Annotated in this window: 19 protein-coding genes and 1 tRNA gene; 5 read left to right on the top strand and 15 right to left on the bottom strand. The window is 69.2% G+C overall.

What is annotated here, in order from left to right:
• Window positions 1-23 precede the first annotated feature (23 nt).
• The 6 genes from ACNI65_RS25855 to ACNI65_RS25830 form a co-directional block, all read right to left on the bottom strand.
• Window positions 24-1097 carry a LacI family DNA-binding transcriptional regulator gene (locus ACNI65_RS25855; RefSeq protein ID WP_416760432.1) on the bottom strand — a complete coding sequence of 358 codons (1074 nt, stop codon included), beginning with the start codon at window positions 1095-1097 and terminating at the stop codon, window positions 24-26.
• 133 nt (window positions 1098-1230) lie between these two features.
• A tRNA-Leu gene (locus ACNI65_RS25850) sits at window positions 1231-1315 on the bottom strand.
• A gap of 84 nt (window positions 1316-1399) precedes the next feature.
• Window positions 1400-2827 carry an FAD-binding oxidoreductase gene (locus tag ACNI65_RS25845; protein ID WP_416760431.1) on the bottom strand — a complete coding sequence of 476 codons (1428 nt, stop codon included), beginning with the start codon at window positions 2825-2827 and terminating at the stop codon, window positions 1400-1402.
• Window positions 2821-3924: a 2-oxoadipate dioxygenase/decarboxylase family protein gene (locus ACNI65_RS25840; protein WP_416760430.1), complete on the bottom strand. Its 1104-nt coding sequence runs from the start codon at window positions 3922-3924 to the stop codon at window positions 2821-2823. Before ACNI65_RS25840 ends, ACNI65_RS25845 begins: the two co-directional genes overlap by 7 nt.
• Window positions 3917-5422, bottom strand: coding sequence for an aldehyde dehydrogenase family protein (locus tag ACNI65_RS25835; protein WP_416760429.1), 1506 nt, complete (start codon window positions 5420-5422; stop codon window positions 3917-3919). Before ACNI65_RS25835 ends, ACNI65_RS25840 begins: the two co-directional genes overlap by 8 nt.
• A gap of 156 nt (window positions 5423-5578) precedes the next feature.
• Entirely contained in the window at window positions 5579-6673 is a 1095-nt protein-coding gene (locus ACNI65_RS25830; RefSeq protein WP_416760428.1) for a saccharopine dehydrogenase NADP-binding domain-containing protein, read from the bottom strand.
• 267 nt (window positions 6674-6940) lie between these two features.
• On the opposite strand from ACNI65_RS25830, the gene ACNI65_RS25825 reads away from it, so the two are divergent.
• The 3 genes from ACNI65_RS25825 to ACNI65_RS25815 all read left to right on the top strand — a co-directional run bounded on the left by ACNI65_RS25825 (window position 6941) and on the right by ACNI65_RS25815 (window position 7958).
• Window positions 6941-7378 (top strand): Lrp/AsnC family transcriptional regulator, encoded by a 438-nt coding sequence (locus ACNI65_RS25825; RefSeq protein WP_416763706.1) that lies wholly within the window; start codon window positions 6941-6943, stop codon window positions 7376-7378.
• Window positions 7379-7576: 198 nt separating this feature from the next.
• Window positions 7577-7711: a hypothetical protein gene (locus tag ACNI65_RS25820; RefSeq protein ID WP_416760427.1), complete on the top strand. Its 135-nt coding sequence runs from the start codon at window positions 7577-7579 to the stop codon at window positions 7709-7711.
• Between the two features lie 31 nt (window positions 7712-7742).
• Entirely contained in the window at window positions 7743-7958 is a 216-nt protein-coding gene (locus ACNI65_RS25815; RefSeq protein WP_416760426.1) for a hypothetical protein, read from the top strand.
• Window positions 7959-7993: 35 nt separating this feature from the next.
• Here ACNI65_RS25815 and ACNI65_RS25810 read toward each other — a convergent pair whose 3' ends face one another.
• The 9 genes from ACNI65_RS25810 to ACNI65_RS25770 form a co-directional block, all read right to left on the bottom strand.
• Entirely contained in the window at window positions 7994-8890 is an 897-nt protein-coding gene (locus ACNI65_RS25810) for a hypothetical protein (RefSeq protein WP_416760425.1), read from the bottom strand.
• A 26-nt stretch (window positions 8891-8916) separates the two neighbouring features.
• Window positions 8917-9798: an ABC transporter ATP-binding protein gene (locus ACNI65_RS25805; protein ID WP_416760424.1), complete on the bottom strand. Its 882-nt coding sequence runs from the start codon at window positions 9796-9798 to the stop codon at window positions 8917-8919.
• Window positions 9795-10145 (bottom strand): GntR family transcriptional regulator, encoded by a 351-nt coding sequence (locus ACNI65_RS25800; RefSeq protein ID WP_416760423.1) that lies wholly within the window; start codon window positions 10143-10145, stop codon window positions 9795-9797. The genes ACNI65_RS25805 and ACNI65_RS25800 overlap by 4 nt, the downstream gene beginning before the upstream one ends.
• 143 nt (window positions 10146-10288) lie before the next feature.
• On the bottom strand, window positions 10289-13360 hold the full coding sequence (locus tag ACNI65_RS25795) for a two-component regulator propeller domain-containing protein (RefSeq protein ID WP_416760422.1): 3072 nt from the start codon (window positions 13358-13360) through the stop codon (window positions 10289-10291).
• A 143-nt stretch (window positions 13361-13503) separates the two neighbouring features.
• A complete protein-coding gene (locus ACNI65_RS25790) occupies window positions 13504-14580 on the bottom strand; it encodes an alpha/beta fold hydrolase (RefSeq protein WP_416760421.1) in 1077 nt (358 codons plus the stop codon).
• 10 nt (window positions 14581-14590) lie between these two features.
• The gene (locus ACNI65_RS25785; RefSeq protein ID WP_416760420.1) at window positions 14591-15811 is read right to left on the bottom strand and encodes a serine hydrolase domain-containing protein; all 1221 of its coding nucleotides are present in this window, start codon (window positions 15809-15811) and stop codon (window positions 14591-14593) included.
• Window positions 15808-16260 carry an SMI1/KNR4 family protein gene (locus ACNI65_RS25780; RefSeq protein ID WP_416760419.1) on the bottom strand — a complete coding sequence of 151 codons (453 nt, stop codon included), beginning with the start codon at window positions 16258-16260 and terminating at the stop codon, window positions 15808-15810. The genes ACNI65_RS25785 and ACNI65_RS25780 overlap by 4 nt, the downstream gene beginning before the upstream one ends.
• A 28-nt stretch (window positions 16261-16288) precedes the next feature.
• Window positions 16289-16726, bottom strand: coding sequence for a hypothetical protein (locus tag ACNI65_RS25775; RefSeq protein ID WP_416760418.1), 438 nt, complete (start codon window positions 16724-16726; stop codon window positions 16289-16291).
• Window positions 16727-16829: 103 nt separating this feature from the next.
• Window positions 16830-17210 carry a hypothetical protein gene (locus tag ACNI65_RS25770; RefSeq protein WP_416760417.1) on the bottom strand — a complete coding sequence of 127 codons (381 nt, stop codon included), beginning with the start codon at window positions 17208-17210 and terminating at the stop codon, window positions 16830-16832.
• 153 nt (window positions 17211-17363) lie between these two features.
• On the opposite strand from ACNI65_RS25770, the gene ACNI65_RS25765 reads away from it, so the two are divergent.
• Window positions 17364-17765 (top strand): VOC family protein, encoded by a 402-nt coding sequence (locus tag ACNI65_RS25765; RefSeq protein ID WP_416760416.1) that lies wholly within the window; start codon window positions 17364-17366, stop codon window positions 17763-17765.
• A complete protein-coding gene (locus ACNI65_RS25760; protein WP_416760414.1) occupies window positions 17762-18640 on the top strand; it encodes a helix-turn-helix transcriptional regulator in 879 nt (292 codons plus the stop codon). The genes ACNI65_RS25765 and ACNI65_RS25760 overlap by 4 nt, the downstream gene beginning before the upstream one ends.
• Window positions 18641-18687: the final 47 nt, after the last annotated feature.

Below are 18687 nucleotides of genomic sequence, written 5' to 3'. Positions count from 1 at the left end.
GCGATCAGGCCGCGGCAGACACGTCAGCCGGTCTTCTTCGTGCGCGGCACCGCCTTCGCGCCCAGCGCGGCCGTGGAGTCCCGCACGACCAGCTCGTGCGGCAGCACGCGGTGCCTGGACTTCGGTGCCGACTCGGTGTCCGCCTCGGCGGCGCGCGGCGCGCCGATCAGCAGATCGACCGCGGCACGCGCCATGTCGTCCATCGGCTGGCGCACCGTGGTCAATGGCGGCCACACGCGCGCGGCGGCGGGCGTGTCGTCGAAACCCGCGATCGACAGGTCGCCCGGCACCGACAGCCCCAGGCGCTGCGCCGCGGCCAGCACGCCCAGCGCCATGTCGTCGTTGCTCGCGAAGACCGCCGTCGGGCGCTGGCGCCGGCTCAGCAGCTGATACGCCGCCTCGACGCCGGTATCGAAGGTGAAGTCGCCCTGCACGACCAGGTCCTTGTCCAGCACGATCCGATGCGCCTTCAGCGCCGCTGCGTAGCCTTGGTAGCGGCGCTTGGACGCCACCTGCTCCTTCGCGCCCTTGATGATCGCGATGCGCGTGTGGCCCAGGCTGATCAGCAGGTTGGTGATCTCCTCGGCCGCGTGGACGTCATCCATGCGCACGCTCGGATGGTCAGGATCATCGGCCGCCGGCGAGATCAGCACGCACGGCGTCTGGCTCTCGCGCAACGCGGACAGCACCTGCGGGTTGTCGCACAGCGGCGGGGTCAGGATCATGCCGTCCGGCCGCAACGCCGAGACCATGCGGTCCACCTGCATCGCGAGGTCGGGGGCGTCGTTGTGCAGGGACTCGACCACGAGGTGATAGCCCGCCTCGCGGCAGCGCAGCGTCGCGCCCTGCTGCACACCGCCGACAAACGCGGCCGACGGGTCGTAATACAGCAGCCCGATCAGGAAGGACCGCCCGCCCGCCAGGCTGCGCGCCGACTGCTTCGGCCGGTACTTCAGGTCGGCCACGACCTTCAGCACCGATTCCCGTGTCTCGGAATGGACCCCCGGCTCCTGATTCAGAACCCGGGATACCGTCTTGATGGAAACGCCCGCTTCGCGCGCGACGTCGATGATGGTGGCGGGTTTCGGTGGGGGCATATCCAGTCGGTAAAGCTTGGCCGACTTTGCCACAGCGATTCGTTACGCGTGGAAGGGAGAGCCCGATGTCCGCCGCACATCGCTTCCGTGAGCGGAAAAGAGAAAAGCCGGCTAGAAGCCGGCTTTTCATGTTTGGTGCCCAGGAGAGGACTCGAACCTCCACGGAGTTACCCGCTAGTACCTGAAACTAGTGCGTCTACCAATTCCGCCACCTGGGCTTTCAGGATTTGTTTTGCGTCAACTGCGTTTGCGTTGCAGCGAAGAATTGGACTGTAGCACGATTTCGGAATCTGACAAGCGTTTCAGCCGCCCCAATTCACTTTCCCCAATCGAGCGTGCGGATCCCACAACATCTGTACTCTCCGCGCCCAATCCAGTACACCCGGCTCGACCCGCGCCCAATGCGCCCGATACGCCGCCTGCAGTTGAGGCCCGACCCCATGCTCCGCGCTGATCGATCCGCCCATTTCCGCGACCAGCGCGTACAGCCCCTCGCGGAGGGTCAGTTCTTGCTCGGCGTCCCAGCTCTCTGCCCCCGCCGGCCACACCATGTTGAAGTGCATGCCGCCGTCGCCCAGGTGTCCGAAGTCGGCCAGGCGCAGCGCGGGGAAACGCGACGCCAGCCAGGCCGCGCCCCGCTCGCGGAAGGCCATGAAATGCCGGCGCGGCAAGGACAAGTCCAGCCCGATCACCTTGCCCTGCACCCGCAGGCCCTCGCTGATCCGATGACGCAGGCCCCAGATCGCCTCATCGGCATCGAGCACCGCATCCCGCACCCGCCCCGACTCGAAGGCGGTCTCGAGCCAGCCCTGCAGCAAGCCGTTCAGATCGAGCTGATCTGCCGGCAGCTCGCTGCTCAACTCGATCAGCATCGCGTAGTCGGGCAACTGGCCGTCGAACCAGCGCGTCACGTCCTGTCCATGCAGGCCGGCCTTTAGCGCCGCGCGGCTGATGCCCTCGAAAGCGGACACCAGCCCGCCCCAGCGCTGCATGACCTCCGCGTAGAGCGGGAAGACTTCGTCCAGCGACGCCGGCGCCACGAGCGCGACCGCGCGTTGGCGCGGCAGCGGCGACAGCTTGATCGTGACCTCGCTGACCAGCCCCAGGCTGCCTGAGGAGCCGATGAACAGCTGGCCCAGCGCCAGCGCCGAGTTGTCCTTCTGCAGCCCTTGCCCGAAGCGCACGACCTGACCCGCGGGCTCGGCCAGCACGACTTCCAACGCCAGCGTGTTCGCGCGCACGTCGCCGTAACGCAGCATCCGCGTGCCGCCGGTGTTGTGCGCGACCATGCCGCCGATCGAGGGATCGGCGCTCAGGTCCACCGGGAACCACAGGCCGTGGGGCTCGAGCCGCTCATTGATCTCGGAGAGCCGATAACCGGAGGAGACCCGCAGCGTGCGGTCCAGCGGATCGAGCTCGAAGACCTCGCGCAACCGCTCGGTGCTGAGCAGCACCTCGCCTTGCGCGTCATCGGGCGTGGCCGCGCGCACGAGCCCGGTATGGGCGCCCTGCACGACGACGCGCAGCCCGCAGGCCGCCGCCAGCGCAAGCACCCGCGCCGCCTCGTCGCGACTGCCGGGTCGCACCAGCGCCGCCGCTTGCCCCGCCGCGTAACGCGCGGGCTGCAGGTAACGCGGCTCGATGGTCGCGCCGTCCTGCACGAAGGCCTCGCCGCAGGCCGCGCGGGCCTCGGCGAGGAAGCCGCCGAGCTGGCCCGGGTCGTTCAGCACGCCGCGGCCTCGCCTGCGGTGTCGGCGCCCTTCTCGGCGCCGGCCGTCATCTTGAAGATGCCGGTCGCATTGCCCGCATCGAAGGCCAGATCGAGCGCCCCGGACGCGTCCAGCGGCGCGCGCTGGATGAATTCGTGGAAGCTGCCCGGCACCTCGAGCATCACGCGCTGGCCCCGATCCAGGAACTCGCGCATCACACGCGCCGCCTTGAACGCGGTCTGCCGCACGCGGCCGGTGGCCGAAGTCTCGATCGAGTCCTTGACCGGGCGATCCAGCGCGCGCTGCGCCGCGACGACCGCCTCGATGTCGGCGACGCGATCCGTCGCGTGGTTGAACGCGTTGCCCTCGGTGGCGATCCAGGCCATCTCGGCCGATTCGGCCAGCAGCGCCTGGTAGTCGTCCGCCTCGAACAGCCCGTGCTGACGCGCGAAGCAGCCGATCAGACGCGGCAGCAGCACGACCGCCGCAGCCATCGGCAGCGCGCCGTCGCGGGCGAGCTGCTCCAGCGCGGCGAGGTCCGCCGGCGTCAGCGGATCACGCGAGGTCGCCAGCACGCGCGACACCGCGCCCTGGAAGCTGCCGGAGAAGCGCTCCGGATGCAGCTCGGACACGAAGAACTGCGCGATGTCCTCCGGGAAGTCGGCGTGGCGCCAGGCGCGGCCGGTCATCTTCAGCCGAGGCAGCGGATAGGTCGCGGCCATCGTGAAGCCCAGCGGGCGCAGCACGCGGGTGATCGCGGCCTCGCCCGGCGGCAGCGCGCCGGACGGCCAGGCCACCGTGCGCAACGCGCCGTGGTCGAAAACCAGCTGCTGCCCGTCGCGCTGCAGGTCCGCGACGTAGGCCGCGGCCATCGGCACGCGCTCGGTGACGTCGAGGAACAGGGCCATGTTCAGCGCCTGCGCCAGCTCGGCGCGCGTGACCGACTCGCCGGCCGGGCGCAGCAGCGCCGGCACGACGCGCACGCGCTCGAACGCGGCGCGTGCCGGCTCCTGACCGAGCGCGTCGGCCAGCAACCGGAACAGTCCGCTGCCCGCCGCGATGGCGACCTGCGCGTTCAGCGCGGTCAGCGCCTTCAGCTCCGCCGCCCGCTCAGACATCGAACTTCACGCCCTGGGCCAGGGGCAGCTCGCGCGAGTAGTTGACCGTGTTGGTCGTGCGGCGCATGTAGGCCTTCCACGCGTCGGAGCCGGATTCGCGGCCACCGCCGGTTTCCTTCTCGCCGCCGAAGGCGCCGCCGATCTCCGCGCCCGAGGTGCCGATGTTCACGTTGGCGATGCCGCAATCCGAGCCGCTCGCGCTGACGAAGGTCTCGGCCTCGCGGATGTCGTTGGTGAAGATCGCCGAGGACAGGCCCTGCGGCACGTCGTTCTGCAGCGCGATGGCCTCGTCCAGCGTCTCGTACTTCAGCGTGTAGAGGATGGGGGCGAAGGTCTCGTGCTTGACGATCGCGGTCTGCGCGGGCATGCGCACCAGCGCGGGCACGGCGTAGAAGGCCTCGGGGTACTGCGACGCCAGCGCGCGTTCACCGCCGCTGACCTCGCCGCCCTGCTCGCGCGCGGCGGCCAGCGCGGATTGCATCGCGTCGAACGCGGCCTGGTCGATCAGCGGGCCGATCAGGTTGCCCGGCTCGACGGGGCTGCCGATCTTCAGCTGCGCGCGGGCGCGGTCCAGGCGGGACACGAGCTCATCGTGGACGGACGCGTGGGCGATGACGCGGCGCGTCGTCGTGCAGCGCTGGCCGGCCGTGCCGTAGGCGCCGAACAGGATGCCGCGCACGGCCAGGTCCAGGTCGGCGCTGGGCGTCACGATGATCGCGTTGTTGCCGCCGAGTTCCAGCAGGCAGCGGCCGAAGCGCGCCGCGACGCGCGGACCGACGGCGCGGCCCATGCGGGTGGAGCCGGTGGCGGAGACCAGCGCGACGCGCGCGTCGTCGACCAGGGCCTCGCCGACCGGGGCGCCGCCCAGGATGACTTGCGACAGGAACCGGGGCGCGCCTTCGTAGCGGGCGACGGCCTTCTCGAAGAGCGCCTGCGTGGCGAGCGCGGTCAGCGGGGTCTTCTCGCTGGGTTTCCAGACGCAGGTGTCGCCGCAGACCAGCGCCAGCGCCGAGTTCCACGCCCAGACCGCGACCGGGAAGTTGAAGGCCGAGATGATGCCCACCACGCCCAGCGGCAGGTACTGCTCCATCATGCGGTGGCCGGGGCGCTCGCTGGCGATGGTCAGGCCGTGGAGCTGACGCGACAGGCCGACGGCGAAGTCGCAGATGTCGATCATTTCCTGGACTTCGCCCTCGCCCTCGCTGGTGACCTTGCCGGCCTCCAGCGACACGAGGCGGGCCAGGGCCGCCTTGTTGGCGCGCAGTTCCTCGCCGAAGAGGCGGACCAGTTCGCCGCGCTTGGGCGCGGGCACGGTGCGCCAGGCCAGGAAGGCCTCGTGGGCGCGGCCGATGGCGGTGGTCATGTCGGCGGCGGCCGCGTCATGGACCTGGCCGATCACGGCGCCGTCGATGGGGCTGCGCACGGCGCGTTGGCCGCCGGTGAAAGCAGCGGCCGGCACGCCCAGCGCGGCCAGCAAGTCGGTGGTGGTGGAAGTCATCGAAGCATTCTCTCTCTAAGCAACCGATCTCCCGGCCGTCGCGAGCGGGTGTCAGGCTAGGCGGACGGAGCGCAGGGACCGGAACGTACTTCCTGTACGTGAGGATCCCGAGCACCGCCCAACGACGCCTGGCGCCCGCGCAGTAGGCCGGCTCCTTCAGCCGATGGATTCGACCTGGCGGCTCTGTTGATAGGCCTTGCCGAAGCGGTTGGCGAGGAAATCAGGCAGCGCGACCTCTTCCTGGCGGATGAAGCCCTTCTGCGGCAGCTTGCCTTCACGGAACAGATCGACCGCGGCGCAGATGCCGGCGGCGGTCGTGATCTGGATGGCCGACAAGGGCTGCTCGCCGTCGCGCTCCGCGAAGATCTTGCGGGCGAAGACTTCCTGCATCAGCACGCCGTTCTTCATGCCCGACACGGTCACGAAGACCAGCACCACGTCCTGCATCGTCGCGGGCATGCTCTTGCGCATGATGTCCTTGAGCTTCTCCTGGTCGTTCTTCAGCGCCAGGTCGTCCAGCAGGAACATCATCAGGTCGCGGTGACCCGGATAGCGGACCGTCTTGTAGTCCAGGTTGCGGACCTTGCCGCCCCAGGTCTCGCACAGCGTGCCCAGGCCGCCGGAGGTGTTGAAGGCCTCGTACTCGGTGCCGTCCAGCGAGAAGTGCTCCAGGCCTTCCAGCGGCAGCGCGGCGATGGTGTCGCCGTCATGGATCGCCTCGCAGGGATGGCAGTACTCGTTGATCAGGCCGTCGACCGACCAGGTCAGGTTGTACTTCAGCGCGTTGGTCGGGAAGGCGGGCAGCGCGCCGACGCGCATCTTGACGTCCTGCAGCGTGTCGAAGCGCTTGGCCAGGTGGTGCGCGACGATGCCGATGAAACCGGGCGCCAGGCCGCATTGCGGCATGAAGGCGGTCTTGGCGCCCTCGGCGATGCGCTTGATCTCCTTGGTCGCGGCGACGTCCTCGGTCAGGTCGAAGTAGTGGCAGCCCGCTTCCAGCGCCATGTGCGCGGCGGTGATCGCCAGGTGATAGGGCAGCGCGTTCACGACGACCTCGTTGCCGCGCAGCGCGGCGGCCAGCTGGGCCTTGTCCTCGGTGTCGACGGCCTGGGTCGTCAGACCCTGCGCGGCCAGCAGCTTGAGCGCGCCGGCGTTCTTGTCCATCACGGTGACCTGGTAGTCGCCGCTGCCTTGCAGCAAGCGCGCGATCGTCTGGCCGATGTGTCCGGCGCCCAGCAGTGCCACTTTCATGTCGTGCTCCTTGTGATCCTGGAAAGATGTGATTCGAGAGAAAGGCGAATGAACGCAGTGTCCCGACCCCTCCTGACGAAAGAAAGCGCGAGTTCGACGAAAAACACCCCTATGCTGACGATCCGTCATCCGATTCCGCCATTTCGGCGAGAACGAGGGTAATTCCCGAGGTCTCCTGAACGTCCCCGAACGCCCGCCCATGAACGCCCGCCCATGAACGCTCGCAAGTCCACGCCCGAGAGCACCGAGTCCGCCGCCGCGCCGGCGATGCTGCGCGACCAGATCGACCGCGACCTGATCGCGCTGCTGCAGGCCAACGCGCGGGAAAGCACGGCCGATCTCGCACGCAAGTTGGGCGTGGCCCGCACCACGGTGGTGGCCCGGCTGGCGCGGCTGGAGTCCGACGGGCTCATCGCCGGCTACACGGTGCGCCTGGGCGGCGAGGCGGTGGAGCGCGGCGTGCGGGCCTTCGTCGGCATCACGGTGCAGCCGCGCGCGGGCCGCGAGGTGGTGAAGCGGCTGTCGCGGCTGCCCGAATTGCGGCAATTGGCGTCGGTCAGCGGCGAGTTCGACTACATGGCCCTGCTGCAGGCCGACAGCACCGCGCGGCTGGACGCGTTGCTCGACGAGATCGGCGAGATCGAGGGCGTCATCAAGACCCACACGTCGGTGCTGCTGGCCTTGCGGGTCGACCGGAGCGCCTGAGCGGTCCGATCGCGCCGCTCAGCCGTGAGCGTTGCTTGGCGATGTGAGCCGATGTGACGGCCGTGACGTCGGTCACGGCGGCGTGCGTCGATCGCGTGAAGCACCGGTAACGCTGTGTTTTTCCGCCGGTGGCGAGGTCAACGGGCCGGACTGGCACGCCGTTTGCAAACCATGAGCCGCCAGCTCAAGGAGCGCACCATGTCGAAGCCATCCGTCACTGCCAAGCACGTCCCGCCGATCTTCCTCGGCATGAAAGCCCTCGCGATCCTCGCGGTGGCCTGGGGCGCGGTCTATCCGGCGCTGCTGTGGGGTCTCGGCGCCGTGCTGCCCTGAGCTCGTCGGCGTTCTCTTCCGGAGTTCCGCCATGAAAGCCCCCGCCCATCCCGGCGGCCACGCGCCGCACCTGCCCCTTCCCTCCGTCTCCGCCCATCGCTGGCGCCGCGTGCTGCTGCCCGCGGCCGGCGTCGTGCTGGCGCTGCTGGCGGTGGCGGTCGTCGTGGCTTGGCTCGACCACGCTGAAGGCGACCTGCGCCAGGTCAGCGTGCCCGCCGCGCTCGTGTCGTCGACCGCGACGGCCTGATCTCCCTGGGCCCTGGCCAGGGCCCAGGCTCAAGCTCAGAAACTACGTCGACGCTGCAGCACCAGCAGGGTGAAGCACAGACCCGCGACGACCAGACCACCGACGAACTGCGGGCTGACCGCCAGGTGCAGCACCTGGGGCAGGCTGTCGCGCGCGGCGTCGGGCAGGCGGAACAGCATGTCGAAGAAGTCCTGCATGTCGACGTGTTCCCCCTCGCCCTTGACGATGATGGACATGCCGCCCTCGATCATCGACTGACCGGCGCCCTTGACCTGGTTGCCCAGCAGGTTCCGCAGGCCCTCGGCGGCGGGTTCGCCCTGGTAGATCTTGAGGAAGGCCGCGACCGCGATGAACAGCAGCGGCGCGCCCCAGCGCTTCATCCAGGCCGACGCCGCCATCAGCGCCAGCACGAAGGGTGAGAGCCACAAGGCGGCCATCGCCAGGCCGAGCAGCAGGCGCAGGCCCACCCACAGCGTGGCCTGGAAGAGCGCCGCCCACTGGGTCTGATGGAGCGCGGCCAGGCCGAATTCCTTGAACGCCATCGATGTGCCGACGATGCCGCCGCCGATGATGGCCAGCGCGGTGGCCGCCAGCGGGACCAGCAGTCCGTGGGCCAGCAGCGGCGCGGCCACGCTGGCGGTGTGGGAACCGGGCAGCGAGGCCCAGAACTCGATGGAGCGGTCCTGCTGGTCGCGCCGGGCCACGCCCATCAGCTGATAGCCGGACACGGCCAGCGACAGGATGAGCACCAGGCCCACGGTGATCAGGCCGGCGATCAGCGCGATCGGCTCAGGGCTGGGCACGTCCACGCCGTTGACCTGGCTGAACGGGACCAGCGCGAGCAGCACCAGCACCGGGCCCAGCACCAGGCCGATCCAGGCCCGCTTGTATTGCAGCCACTCGCGCAGCAGCAGGGTGTTGAAGAGCGTCATGGGATGTCCTTGCGGTGGGTCGCGGATCAGGCCTCGCTGGCCTGGCGGGCTTCGTTCTCGGGCTTGCGCGTCAGGGCCAGGAAGAGCTCGACGAGGCCGGGGCGAACGCGTTGGCCGAGGTGGGCCACGGACTGCGGCGGCACGCCGTCGAAGAGCGCCGTGGGGCGCCCCTGCGTGCGGTAGCGCAGCAGCGGGTGGTTGGCGGCGACGGCGTCGGCGGCCTCGGGGTCGTGGGACAGCGCGACGAACCGCTGGTCCATCTCGGCCAGCGAGATGTTCAGGACCAGGCGGCCCTCGTCCAGCATCATGACGTCGGACAGCAGCGACTCGACCTCCTCGACCTGGTGCGTGGAGATGAGCACCGAGCGCTCACCGTCGCACCATTCGTCGATGAGCATCTCGTAGAAGCTCTTGCGCGACATCACGTCCAGGCCCAGCGTGGGCTCGTCCAGGATCATGAGCTTCGCGTCGATGGCGGCGACCAGCGCCAGGTGCAGCTGCGTGACCATGCCCTTGGAGAGGTGGCGCACGCGGTCCTTCTCGGTGACGGAGGTGCGGCGCAGCAGTTGGCGGGCGCGGTCCGCGGAGAAGCGCGGCTGCAGGCCCTCCATCAGGCGGATGAGTTCCGAGACGCGGGCCCAGCGGGGCAGGACGGCGACGTCGGGGATGTAGCAGAGCGAGGTCAGCAGCTGGCCGCGCTGGGTGTGCGGGTCCAGCCCGAGCACGCGGAGCTCGCCCTCGGGGCGCTTGAGGCCGACGAGGGTCTTCATGAGGGAGGTCTTGCCGGCGCCGTTGTGGCCGAGCAGGCCGACGACGCGGCCGGCGGGGATGGAGAAGGTCAGGTCCTGCAGGGCGGCCTTCTTGCCGTATCGCAAGCTGAGGTTGCGGGCCTCGATGAGCGTGTTCATGCGTCCTCCCAATTCAGGTCCTGGGGCCCCAGGCCGAGGCGGCGGATTTTCTCTCTGAGGCGGGGCCATTCCTGCTGGAGGAACTGTTCGCGCTCGCTGTGCAGCAACCGGATGCGGGCGCCGTCGCGGACATACATGCCCATGCCGCGCCGGCTCTCGAGCAGGCCTTCGTCGACGAGGGCCTGGAGGGCGCGGCTGACGGTGAGGGGGTTGATGAGGTATTGGCTGGCGAGGGTGCGCACGGAGGGGAGCGCCTCGCCTTCGGGGGGATCGCCGTCGAGCAGCTGCGACGCCAGACGGTCGGCGAGCTGCTGATAGATCGGCGCTTGATCGTTCCAGCTTTGCATGACGCGAGGCGCCAGGGCGCCGGTGTGTTGCTGATGTAGCACACCATATCAAGCGCCCCTCCCCGCCCCCAGCGTCCGGCGACGAACTGCAGAAAAGGGGGGATGAAGCGGAAACGGGTCAGGAACCGGGTCCAGGAAGCGGGTCAGGAAGCGGCCCCGCCCGAACCCCGCTCCACCGCCCCCGGCACCCGCACCGCCACCCGAGTCGTCCGCTCGTCCACGCGATCGATCGTCACCTGCATGTCGGCCCGGGTGGCCCGGGCGAGCATGCCCGGCAGTCCCCAATGCCCGTGTCGACCGCCGCCGGCCAGCACCTCGGCCGGGATGCCCACGCCGTCGTCCTCCACGCTGACCTGGAGATCCGCCCCGCTGTAATCGACCGTCACCGCGACCCGCGTGCCCTTCGAATGCTGGAAGGCGTTGAACAGCGCCTCGCGCGCGATCAGCCCGAGCTGGTCCCGGAGCTCCGGCGGCAGCACGCGCGGCGTCCCCTCGACGCGCAGCTCGAAAGCGATCCCGTGGTGCCGGGACAGATCCTCACCCAGCGGTCCGAGCATCTCCTCCACCGGCCCGGCCGCGGGCGGCCGGTGCAGGTCGGAGATCCGGTCGCGCCCTTCCACCAGCAAGTCGTCCGCCACCGCCATCAGCCGATCGAGGTCCTCGCTCGTGCGCTCGGGCGCCTGACGCGGCACCGCGCGCGCCACCGCCTGCATGCGCAGCACCAGCCCCAGGAAGCCCTGGAGCAGCGTGTCATGCAGGTCCTGGGCGACCCGGACCCGCTCCTCCAGCCGGGCGCGCAGCCGCTCCTGATCGACGCGGGCCGACGCGCGCGTGCGCCAGCGCACCACCAGCGCGACCGCGACCAGCACCGCCAGCGCGAGCCCCGCGCGGAACGAGGCCCGCTCCGTCAGCGTGGGCTGGATCTCGAGCTCGGCCACCGCCGGCGTCGTGCCCCAGACGCCGTCCTCGTTGCTCGCCACGACCTCGAAGCGGTACTTCCCCGGCCCCAGATTCGTATAGAACGCGCTGCGCCGCGCGCCCGCGTCCTGCCACGCCGTGTCCAGGCCAACCAGCCGATAACGGAAGCGGACCCGCTCTGGAATGGCCAGGCTCGTCGCCGTGTAGACCAGCGTCAGGTCGCGGGTGCCCGGCGACAGCGACAGGCCCGACTTCATGTCGAGGAAGGTCTGATCCGGCGTCGCGACCCGCTGGACGAAAACCTCCGGCGCCCGCTCATTGCGGCGCAGCGTCGCGGGGTCCACCGTCACCACGCCGTTGGTCGACGAGAACCACAGCCGCCCGTCCGGCGTCTCCATCGCCGTGCGCAGCGGCCAGGCCTGCTCGGCGAAGGCAGGCAGCCCGTCCAGCGTGTCGAAGCGCGTGACGGCAACCCGATACGTGGCGTCACCGAGCGCGCGTTGGATCTCCGAGGCCGTGATGCGCGTGATGCCCGTCAGGCCGTTGAGCCACACGTCCCCCTGCGCAGTCTCGACGATGCCGGTGATCCCTTCGAGACCAGCGCCGTCCCGGACCCGGATGGCCGGCATGCCGGGCAGGTCCAGGCGCTGCAGACCCGCATCCCCGCCCGCCCACACATGGGCGCCGCGCGAGGTGATCGACTTGACGGTGCCGACCTGGAGGCCGTCCTTGGCGGTGAGCATCGTCAGCTCGTCGCCGCGCACGCGCAGCAGCCGTCCGCCCAGATAGCCGATCCACACGGTGCCCGTGTCATCGCTGCCCAGGCTCACCGGCGGCTCCTTGGGTACGCCGGGCCGCTGATGGAAACGTTCCCAGCGCCCATGGTCGTAACGGAAGAAGCCCATCCCGTTGCACACCATCCAGACCACGCCCTGAGGGTCGACATGCAGGTTGATGACGGAGAAGTTCCACTCCGGCGCCTCGGGCGGCAGGCGCAGCGTGGGCTTGGCCCCGTCCTTCCATTCCCGCAATCCGCTGCGATATCCCAACCAGCGATCGCCTTGCGCGTCCATCGCGATGTAGGTCGGAGCGCCGGGCACGCCGGTGTCCACGCGCTCGAGGCTGGCCCCGAAACGGAACAGTCCCCGCTCATGCGCCGAGAACCAGGGAACGCCGGACGCGTCCACCGCCATCGACACCGCGGCCGGCGCCTCGGGGAAGGGCACCTGCGACAGGCGCGTGGCCCGGAAGCGGTCCAGGCCGGCGTTGGTGCCGATCCAGACATTGCCCTCGCGGTCCTGCAACGCGCTCAACAGGTAATAGCCGGAGACGCCGCCGGACGAGGGCGCGACGCGCTCGAGCGCGCCGGGCACCAGCGGCCCGGTCGGGGGCGGCGTCACGCGCGCGATGCCATCGCCGGTGCCGTGCCACAGATGGCCCTGCCCGTCGAAGAAGGGCCGCGTGATGCCGCCCGCCACCGGGCGCCAGTCCCGCAGCGGCCCCCAGGCGCCGCCGGCCTCGGGCACGTCCGGAAGTCTCAGGACGCCGCGACCCTGTGCCGCGTCGGACACCCAGACCCGCCCGTCCGGCGCGACAGCCAGTCCGGGGAAGCTCAGGTCCGAGATCGGGACCTGCATGAAGCGGTCGCTCTTGCGGGGTTTGACGAAGAGCCCCTGGTTGGCCGACACCCACACGTTGCCCGCGCGGTCGGCGAGCATCTCCATCGGATGGAAGCCGCGCGGCTCGGGGAGGCCCTCGCTCCAGGCGACCCAGCGCTGTCCGGTGAAGCGCAGCACGGCGCTTCCGTCGACGGCCCAAAGCACGCCGTCCTGGTCCAGTGCGAAACGGCGGGTGCTCGCGGTGCTCAGCGGACTGTCCTGATCGACACGCAGCACGCGGCCGTCCTTGACCTGGGCCGCGCCGCCCTCGACGAATCCGATCCAGAGCGAGTTGTCCGGCATCGCCTGCAGCGCATGCACGCCGCGCGAGGGCAAGGCCTGGCCGGCGAGCGACTCGAAGGACTCGAAGCGGACGCCGTCAAAGCGCATCAGCCCGCTGCCCGTGCCCAGCCAGAGGTAACCGTCGGTGGTCTGGGCGATGTCCAGGACATTGCCCGCCAACCCATCCTTGGCGGTCCAGGCCGTGTGATGCAGGTGCGCGAGCGGCTGCCGGACCGGCGTGGGTGCGCCGACGGTCGAGACCGCGACGGCCGTTTCAGCCGTGGCGGCGGCGACCGGGATCGCGGGGGAGAAGACAGACACGCCGACCCACAGGGCAGCGATGAGCGCAAGGCGCATGGGAGAACCGGGGGGCAGAAAAAGTGGCCCCCGGATTGTGCGAGCAGAACGGGGCCCGATCGGCGGTCAGCGCCCGCAAGGCGGATCGTGGCAAGCAGCCCCTCGCCCGCGGAGCGGGAGAGGGGTTGGGGTGAGGGCTGGTGTCAGGGCACGGTGCCTCGAAGCTCTTCGAGCACCCGGTACTGCGCGTCGATCATCGTGGGATTGGGATCGTGACCCGTTCTCGCCAGCGGGATGAAGCGCTTGCTCGGCGCGATCAGCTCGTCGAAGTAGGCGCGGCTCACCACCGTCGGCGTGACGAGGTCCTCCTCGCCCTGGAGCAGGTAGACCGGCATCGCGAAGCGCAGCCCGAGCCGGCGCAGATCGATGCGCGGCCCCATGCCATCGCCCTTCAAGCCGACGAAGTTCAGGAAGGAGTAATCCTCCCCCGCCTCGTAGGCCGCCTCATACGCCGGCGTGTCGTAGCCGGGGCCGAAGGTGAACCACCCCTTCGGCGCGGGATCGCTGCTCAGCGCTTCGTACTTGCGGGTGATCCGGCGCAACACGCCGAACGCGCGGGGATCGGTCCACGGCGGCGGACCGATCTTGCGCAGCTTGGCCAAGCTGTCCGCATCGTTGGCCGCCTCGGCCAGCGAGAGCGTCCTCGCATGGCTGGCCGCGAGATCGAGTTGATAGTTCACCAGCTGGGCCGTGCCCACGTAGGCCTGGAAGCGCTCGGGCGCGCGCATCGCCATGTGCACGGCCAGCGCCGATCCCCAGGATCCGCCCATCAGGATGACCCGCTGCTTGCCCAGACGCCGCGCGGCGTATCGCGCCACCTCCACACCGTCGTCGGTCAGGCGATCGATGGTGAGCGTCTCGTCCTCGGCGGGCTTGCTTTCGGCGTAGGTCTTGCCGGCGCCGCGCTGGTCCCACTGGACCACGGTGAAGTGCCGGGACCAGTCGCCGAACAGCTGTTTCGCGAAGGGCGTGTTGGGATTGCCCGGCCCGCCATGGACGATGAGCACCACGGGATTGGCGCAGTCCTGACCGTCGATCGTCATCCACTGGCGGATGCCGCCAATCGTGACGTAGCCGGCTTCACGGATGGCCTGACCCGGCGCGGCGCACGCGGGAAGAAGCCCGGTCTCGGCGGCCGGCGCCGCGTGGGTCACGCCGGCCAGCATCAGGAGGGCGGCGAAGAGAGGCGCGAGGCCCATCGATCGGAAGAAGCGTTGCATCGGCGGGACTCTATCGTTGACCGACCATCGCGCCATCCGTCACGCCCCCGTGCAGCAGGGCCCGGTACGCGTTGCGCTTGAAGCGCGCCGCGTAGGGATGCGCGTGGCCGAAGAAGCGCTGCGTCAGCAGCACGGCGGCGATGCCGCGCTGCGGATGGATCCACCACAGCGTGCCGGCCAGGCCGCCCCAGCTCGCCTCACCGGGGATCTCGGGCGGCTCGCCGCGCGCGGCGGCGTCGCGCACCGCCGAGCCCAGGCCGAATTTCCATCCGCGGTTGGGCGGAGCGAGGTCGAAGCGGACATGCAGGCCCGGTGCCAGCTGGTTGCTGAACATCTGCGCGATCGTCTCGGGCCGCAGCAGCGTCGGCCTGCCGGGGCCGGGAATGAGGCTGCGCAGGAACCGGATGGAATCGTCCAGTGTGCTGATCAGCCCACCGCCGCCGGACTCCAGCTTCGCGGGGTTCAGATAGGCACCCGGATAGGGCTTGTCGTCGACGCGCGGCAGGCCGGGCTTGTCGGGGTCCCGCTCGTCCGCGCCCTCGTAGAGCACGGTCAGCCGGTCCCGTTTGGACGGTGGCACCCAGAAGTCGGTGTCGACCATGCCCAGCGGCTCGAAGATGTGCCGGGCGAGGAAGGCGCCGAAGCGCTCACCGCTGATGACTTCGACCAGCCGACCCAGCACGTCCATCGACACCGAGTATTCCCACTGCGTGCCCGGATGGAAGCACAGCGGCAGCGGCGCGAGCGCCGTCATCATCCCGGCGAGATCGCGATCGCGTCGCAGGACGGCGGCGCGGTTGTAGGCCTCGTACATCGGAGAGCCGGGATCGAAGACGCCGTAGGACAGGCCCGAGGTGTGGGTCAGCAGATGGCGTGTGGTGATCGGCGTGCGGGCCGGCTCGACGTCGGCGAGGTCCTTGGCGCCGGGGCGCAGGACCTGTCGATCGGCGAGGTCGGGCAGGAAGCGGTCCACGGGATCGTCGAGCCCGAGCTTGCCTTGCTCGACCAGCAGCAGCACGGCGCAGGCAGTGATGAGCTTGGTGCTGGAGAACATGCGGAAGAGGTGGTCCTCGCGCAGCGGGATGCCGGCCTCGCGATCGGCGGCGCCGTAGCAGAAGCGGTCCACCACCTCGCGTCCGCGTAGGAGCGCCATGCTGACGTTGGGCAGGAACTCGTTGTCGACCTCGGCGCGCAGCGACGCATGGAGGGCGTCAAAAGGGGTGTCGCTCATCGGGGGGATGGGTGGATAGGGGTTGGTACCGGACGCAGCGATGCGAGGAACGTCTCGAAGCTCGGTGACAGGGCCACGAGCTCATCCAGCGTTTCACCGCGATCCCAGAAGTAGAGCTTGCCCGACCAGGGATCCTTCACGCCGAGGAAGACGATGTAGCCACCCGGATCGCAGGCGATGGGGATGAAACCTTCGGGAGCCACCTGCCTGAAGACGGCATGGTTCCGATCCAGGTTGTAGCCGTCATGGCCGGTGTCCAGGCCGTAGAAGATGTGAATGAGGGTGGAGCCCCAGTCTGCAACCTCGAAGAAGCCTTCGACTGGTTCCCCACCGTTGATACGGAGCAGGAAGTGCCTGTACTCGTCGGGAAGTCGCTCGCCGATCTGGCGCTCGAAGGCATCGACGCACCGTTCATCCATCAATGGGAAATTGAACTTCCAGGAAGGCACTTGAACTCCTTGCTCCGGGCATCTCCGCTCAGAACAACGCCTGCAACTTGTCGTCGAAGTGGAAGGCGTTGAGCACCCAGCCCGTCGGGGTGCGATAGAAGTAGAAGTTCCACCGCATCAGGTGCTTCTCGTACCGGCAGATCTGCACGATGCGCATCACGTGCTCGCCCACCTTGTCCTGCCCGATGTACTCCACGCCCACCGGCTTGCCAAAACGCATCTCGAGCGCCGGCAACTGCATCTTCGTCTGGCCGATCAAGGTATCGACCTCGGACTCCGGAATGACCAGATAGGGCTTGGCCAATCGGAGGCCACCTTCGATGTCGCCCTTCACGACCAGCGCCATGATCTGATCGCTCAGCTCTCGATTCGCGCTCGCGTCCTTGAGCCTGGATTGGCTGAAGGCCGGTGCTGCGAGCGTCAAGGCAAGCACCATCGCGGCGACGGCCGGCAGATTGAATTTCATTGTTTTCCTCCCTGTCATCGATCTGTATCGCCGATCTGATTGCGCCGCCGCGATCCCGCGCGGCAAGACTCGATTCTTCGGTCACGCCATGGCCATCTCGCCGTCATGAGGCTCTCACCACCATTCCGATCACGAACGGGATCACCAGGATCCAGAACGCCACCACGATCCAGCGGCGCGTCCGGCCATAAGCGAACGGGTTTGGGGCCTCAATGTCGCGCCTATGGGCTGGCGTCGCTCTCCATACTCTCCATATGACGAACAACGTCCCCACAAGGCCGATTGCGCCGCCCATTGCGGCGATCGCCACGGAAAGCCAGAACCCGATAGGGTGCTCGTGCACCGAGTACAGCTTCCCTCGTCGGCTGAAGCTTCCATGCTCGTAGATGTCGTACGAAACGTAGAGCAACGTGAGGCTCACGCCCAACGAGAAGATGATCAAGAGCGCGGCGCGCAAGGCAAAGCGGATCCCGGTTGTGGTCATGGTGTCGGACGAGATAGGCGCGCGATTATGTTCTCGCCCATCGACAACCATCGACTGCACCCCTGATCGAATCAGCACCAAACTTGATCGGTCGCGGCGCGCGGCCGCGGCGCGCGCTTCCTACACTGGACCTCTCATCCACAGGGACCGCTCATGTTCAATCACATCGTCATCGGCACCAACGACATCGACCGCGCCCGGCGCTTCTACGACCAGGTGCTCGGCGTGCTGGGCGTCGGCGCCGCCATGCCGCATCAGGCCCGCTCCGGTCATCACCGCCTCTTCTACCGCCATGACGGCGGCACCCTCGGCATCGCGCAACCGATCAACGACGAGCCCGCCACCTTCGCCAACGGCGGCACCCTCGCCTTCCGATGCGACTCGCCGGAGCAGGTCCGCGCCTTCCACGACACCGCCGTCGCTCAAGGCGGCGTCTCCATCGAGGATCCGCCCGGTCTGCGCGTCGACTCGCTCGGGCAGTTCTACCTCGCCTATGTCCGCGACCCGGATGGGAACAAGCTCTGCGCCCTCCATCGCGTGAAGAGCTCAGCTTGAGCCGCCGCAACCACGCGATGTCCGCCTCCGGCGCGGAACTCGCGCGGACCCTGCACGTGCGGCCCGGCCTGGGCGTGGCCGCGCATGTGATGCAGGGTGAAGGCCTGGAGATCGTGCGCATCCGCGTGGAGCGTCCCGCCGTGATCCTTGTCGATCGGGGAATCAAGTCCGTGCAGCCGGCATCGGGGCGCGCCGTCCGCGCCCTGCCCGGCCAGATGCTGTTGCTGGCCGGCGGGCAGACCGTCGACTTCCACAACCGCATCACCGACGGCGAACGCTACGAAGCGCGCTGGCTGATGTTCGGCGGCGCGGTGCTGGACGATCCCTACTTCCTCGCAACGGTGCAACGTCTGCCTGCAGGCTCGGCTGACAGCTCGCCGGTGGGCCTGTTGCGGCGCGTGCCGTCGGGGCTGGTCGAGGCCTTCGAGCGCGCGCGCCAGGGCATGGCGCCGGATCCGTCGCGGCCGGAAGCGGTCGTGCGCCAGCAGATGCTGGAAGTCGCGCATTGGCTGCTCGCCGAGGGACTCGTCCTGCGCGTCCCGCCCAATGACGCGCGCATCTCCGGACAGATCCGCGCCATGTTGTCCACGCAGCTCGACGGCGACTGGCGCTCCGAGACCATCGCGAGCTCGCTGGCCATGTCGGAGGCCACGTTGAGGCGGCGCCTCGCGGTTGAAGGCGTCACGCTGCGCGAGCTCATCGCCGATGTGCGCATGGCCTCGGCGCTGGTGCTGCTGCAAGCCACGACACGGCCCGTCTCCGACATCGCCTCGTCGGTGGGATACGACTCGCCGTCACGATTCGCGGTGCGCTTCCGCGACCGCTTCGGCTTCGCGCCCACCGCCGTGCGCGGCCATCTGCGCGCGTCCTCCTGAGGCAGGGGAACTACCAACCGCGGCTCGCCCGAGCGGTGCTCCGCCCT

It is taken from the genome of Roseateles sp. So40a, assembly GCF_048081605.1.
Classification (GTDB): Bacteria; Pseudomonadota; Gammaproteobacteria; order Burkholderiales; family Burkholderiaceae_C; genus Roseateles.
Note: the sequence above shows the minus strand (reverse complement) of the source record. Positions and strands in the feature narration are given on the sequence as shown.

Bases quoted from the DNA above. Each gene is read 5' to 3' on its own strand.
- ACNI65_RS25790 (WP_416760421.1), bottom strand. From the start codon at position 14,580: ATGCAACGCTTCTTCCGATCGATGGGCCTCGCGCCTCTCTTCGCCGCC.
- ACNI65_RS25795 (WP_416760422.1), bottom strand. From the start codon at position 13,360: ATGCGCCTTGCGCTCATCGCTGCCCTGTGGGTCGGCGTGTCTGTCTTC.
- ACNI65_RS25765 (WP_416760416.1), top strand. From the start codon at position 17,364: ATGTTCAATCACATCGTCATCGGCACCAACGACATCGACCGCGCCCGG.
- ACNI65_RS25830 (WP_416760428.1), bottom strand. From the start codon at position 6,673: ATGAAAGTGGCACTGCTGGGCGCCGGACACATCGGCCAGACGATCGCG.
- ACNI65_RS25770 (WP_416760417.1), bottom strand. From the start codon at position 17,210: ATGACCACAACCGGGATCCGCTTTGCCTTGCGCGCCGCGCTCTTGATC.
- ACNI65_RS25800 (WP_416760423.1), bottom strand. From the start codon at position 10,145: ATGCAAAGCTGGAACGATCAAGCGCCGATCTATCAGCAGCTCGCCGAC.
- ACNI65_RS25775 (WP_416760418.1), bottom strand. From the start codon at position 16,726: ATGAAATTCAATCTGCCGGCCGTCGCCGCGATGGTGCTTGCCTTGACG.
- ACNI65_RS25815 (WP_416760426.1), top strand. From the start codon at position 7,743: ATGAAAGCCCCCGCCCATCCCGGCGGCCACGCGCCGCACCTGCCCCTT.
- ACNI65_RS25805 (WP_416760424.1), bottom strand. From the start codon at position 9,798: ATGAACACGCTCATCGAGGCCCGCAACCTCAGCTTGCGATACGGCAAG.
- ACNI65_RS25785 (WP_416760420.1), bottom strand. From the start codon at position 15,811: ATGAGCGACACCCCTTTTGACGCCCTCCATGCGTCGCTGCGCGCCGAG.
- ACNI65_RS25810 (WP_416760425.1), bottom strand. From the start codon at position 8,890: ATGACGCTCTTCAACACCCTGCTGCTGCGCGAGTGGCTGCAATACAAG.
- ACNI65_RS25840 (WP_416760430.1), bottom strand. From the start codon at position 3,924: ATGTCTGAGCGGGCGGCGGAGCTGAAGGCGCTGACCGCGCTGAACGCG.
- ACNI65_RS25820 (WP_416760427.1), top strand. From the start codon at position 7,577: ATGTCGAAGCCATCCGTCACTGCCAAGCACGTCCCGCCGATCTTCCTC.
- ACNI65_RS25835 (WP_416760429.1), bottom strand. From the start codon at position 5,422: ATGACTTCCACCACCACCGACTTGCTGGCCGCGCTGGGCGTGCCGGCC.
- ACNI65_RS25825 (WP_416763706.1), top strand. From the start codon at position 6,941: ATGCTGCGCGACCAGATCGACCGCGACCTGATCGCGCTGCTGCAGGCC.
- ACNI65_RS25855 (WP_416760432.1), bottom strand. From the start codon at position 1,097: ATGCCCCCACCGAAACCCGCCACCATCATCGACGTCGCGCGCGAAGCG.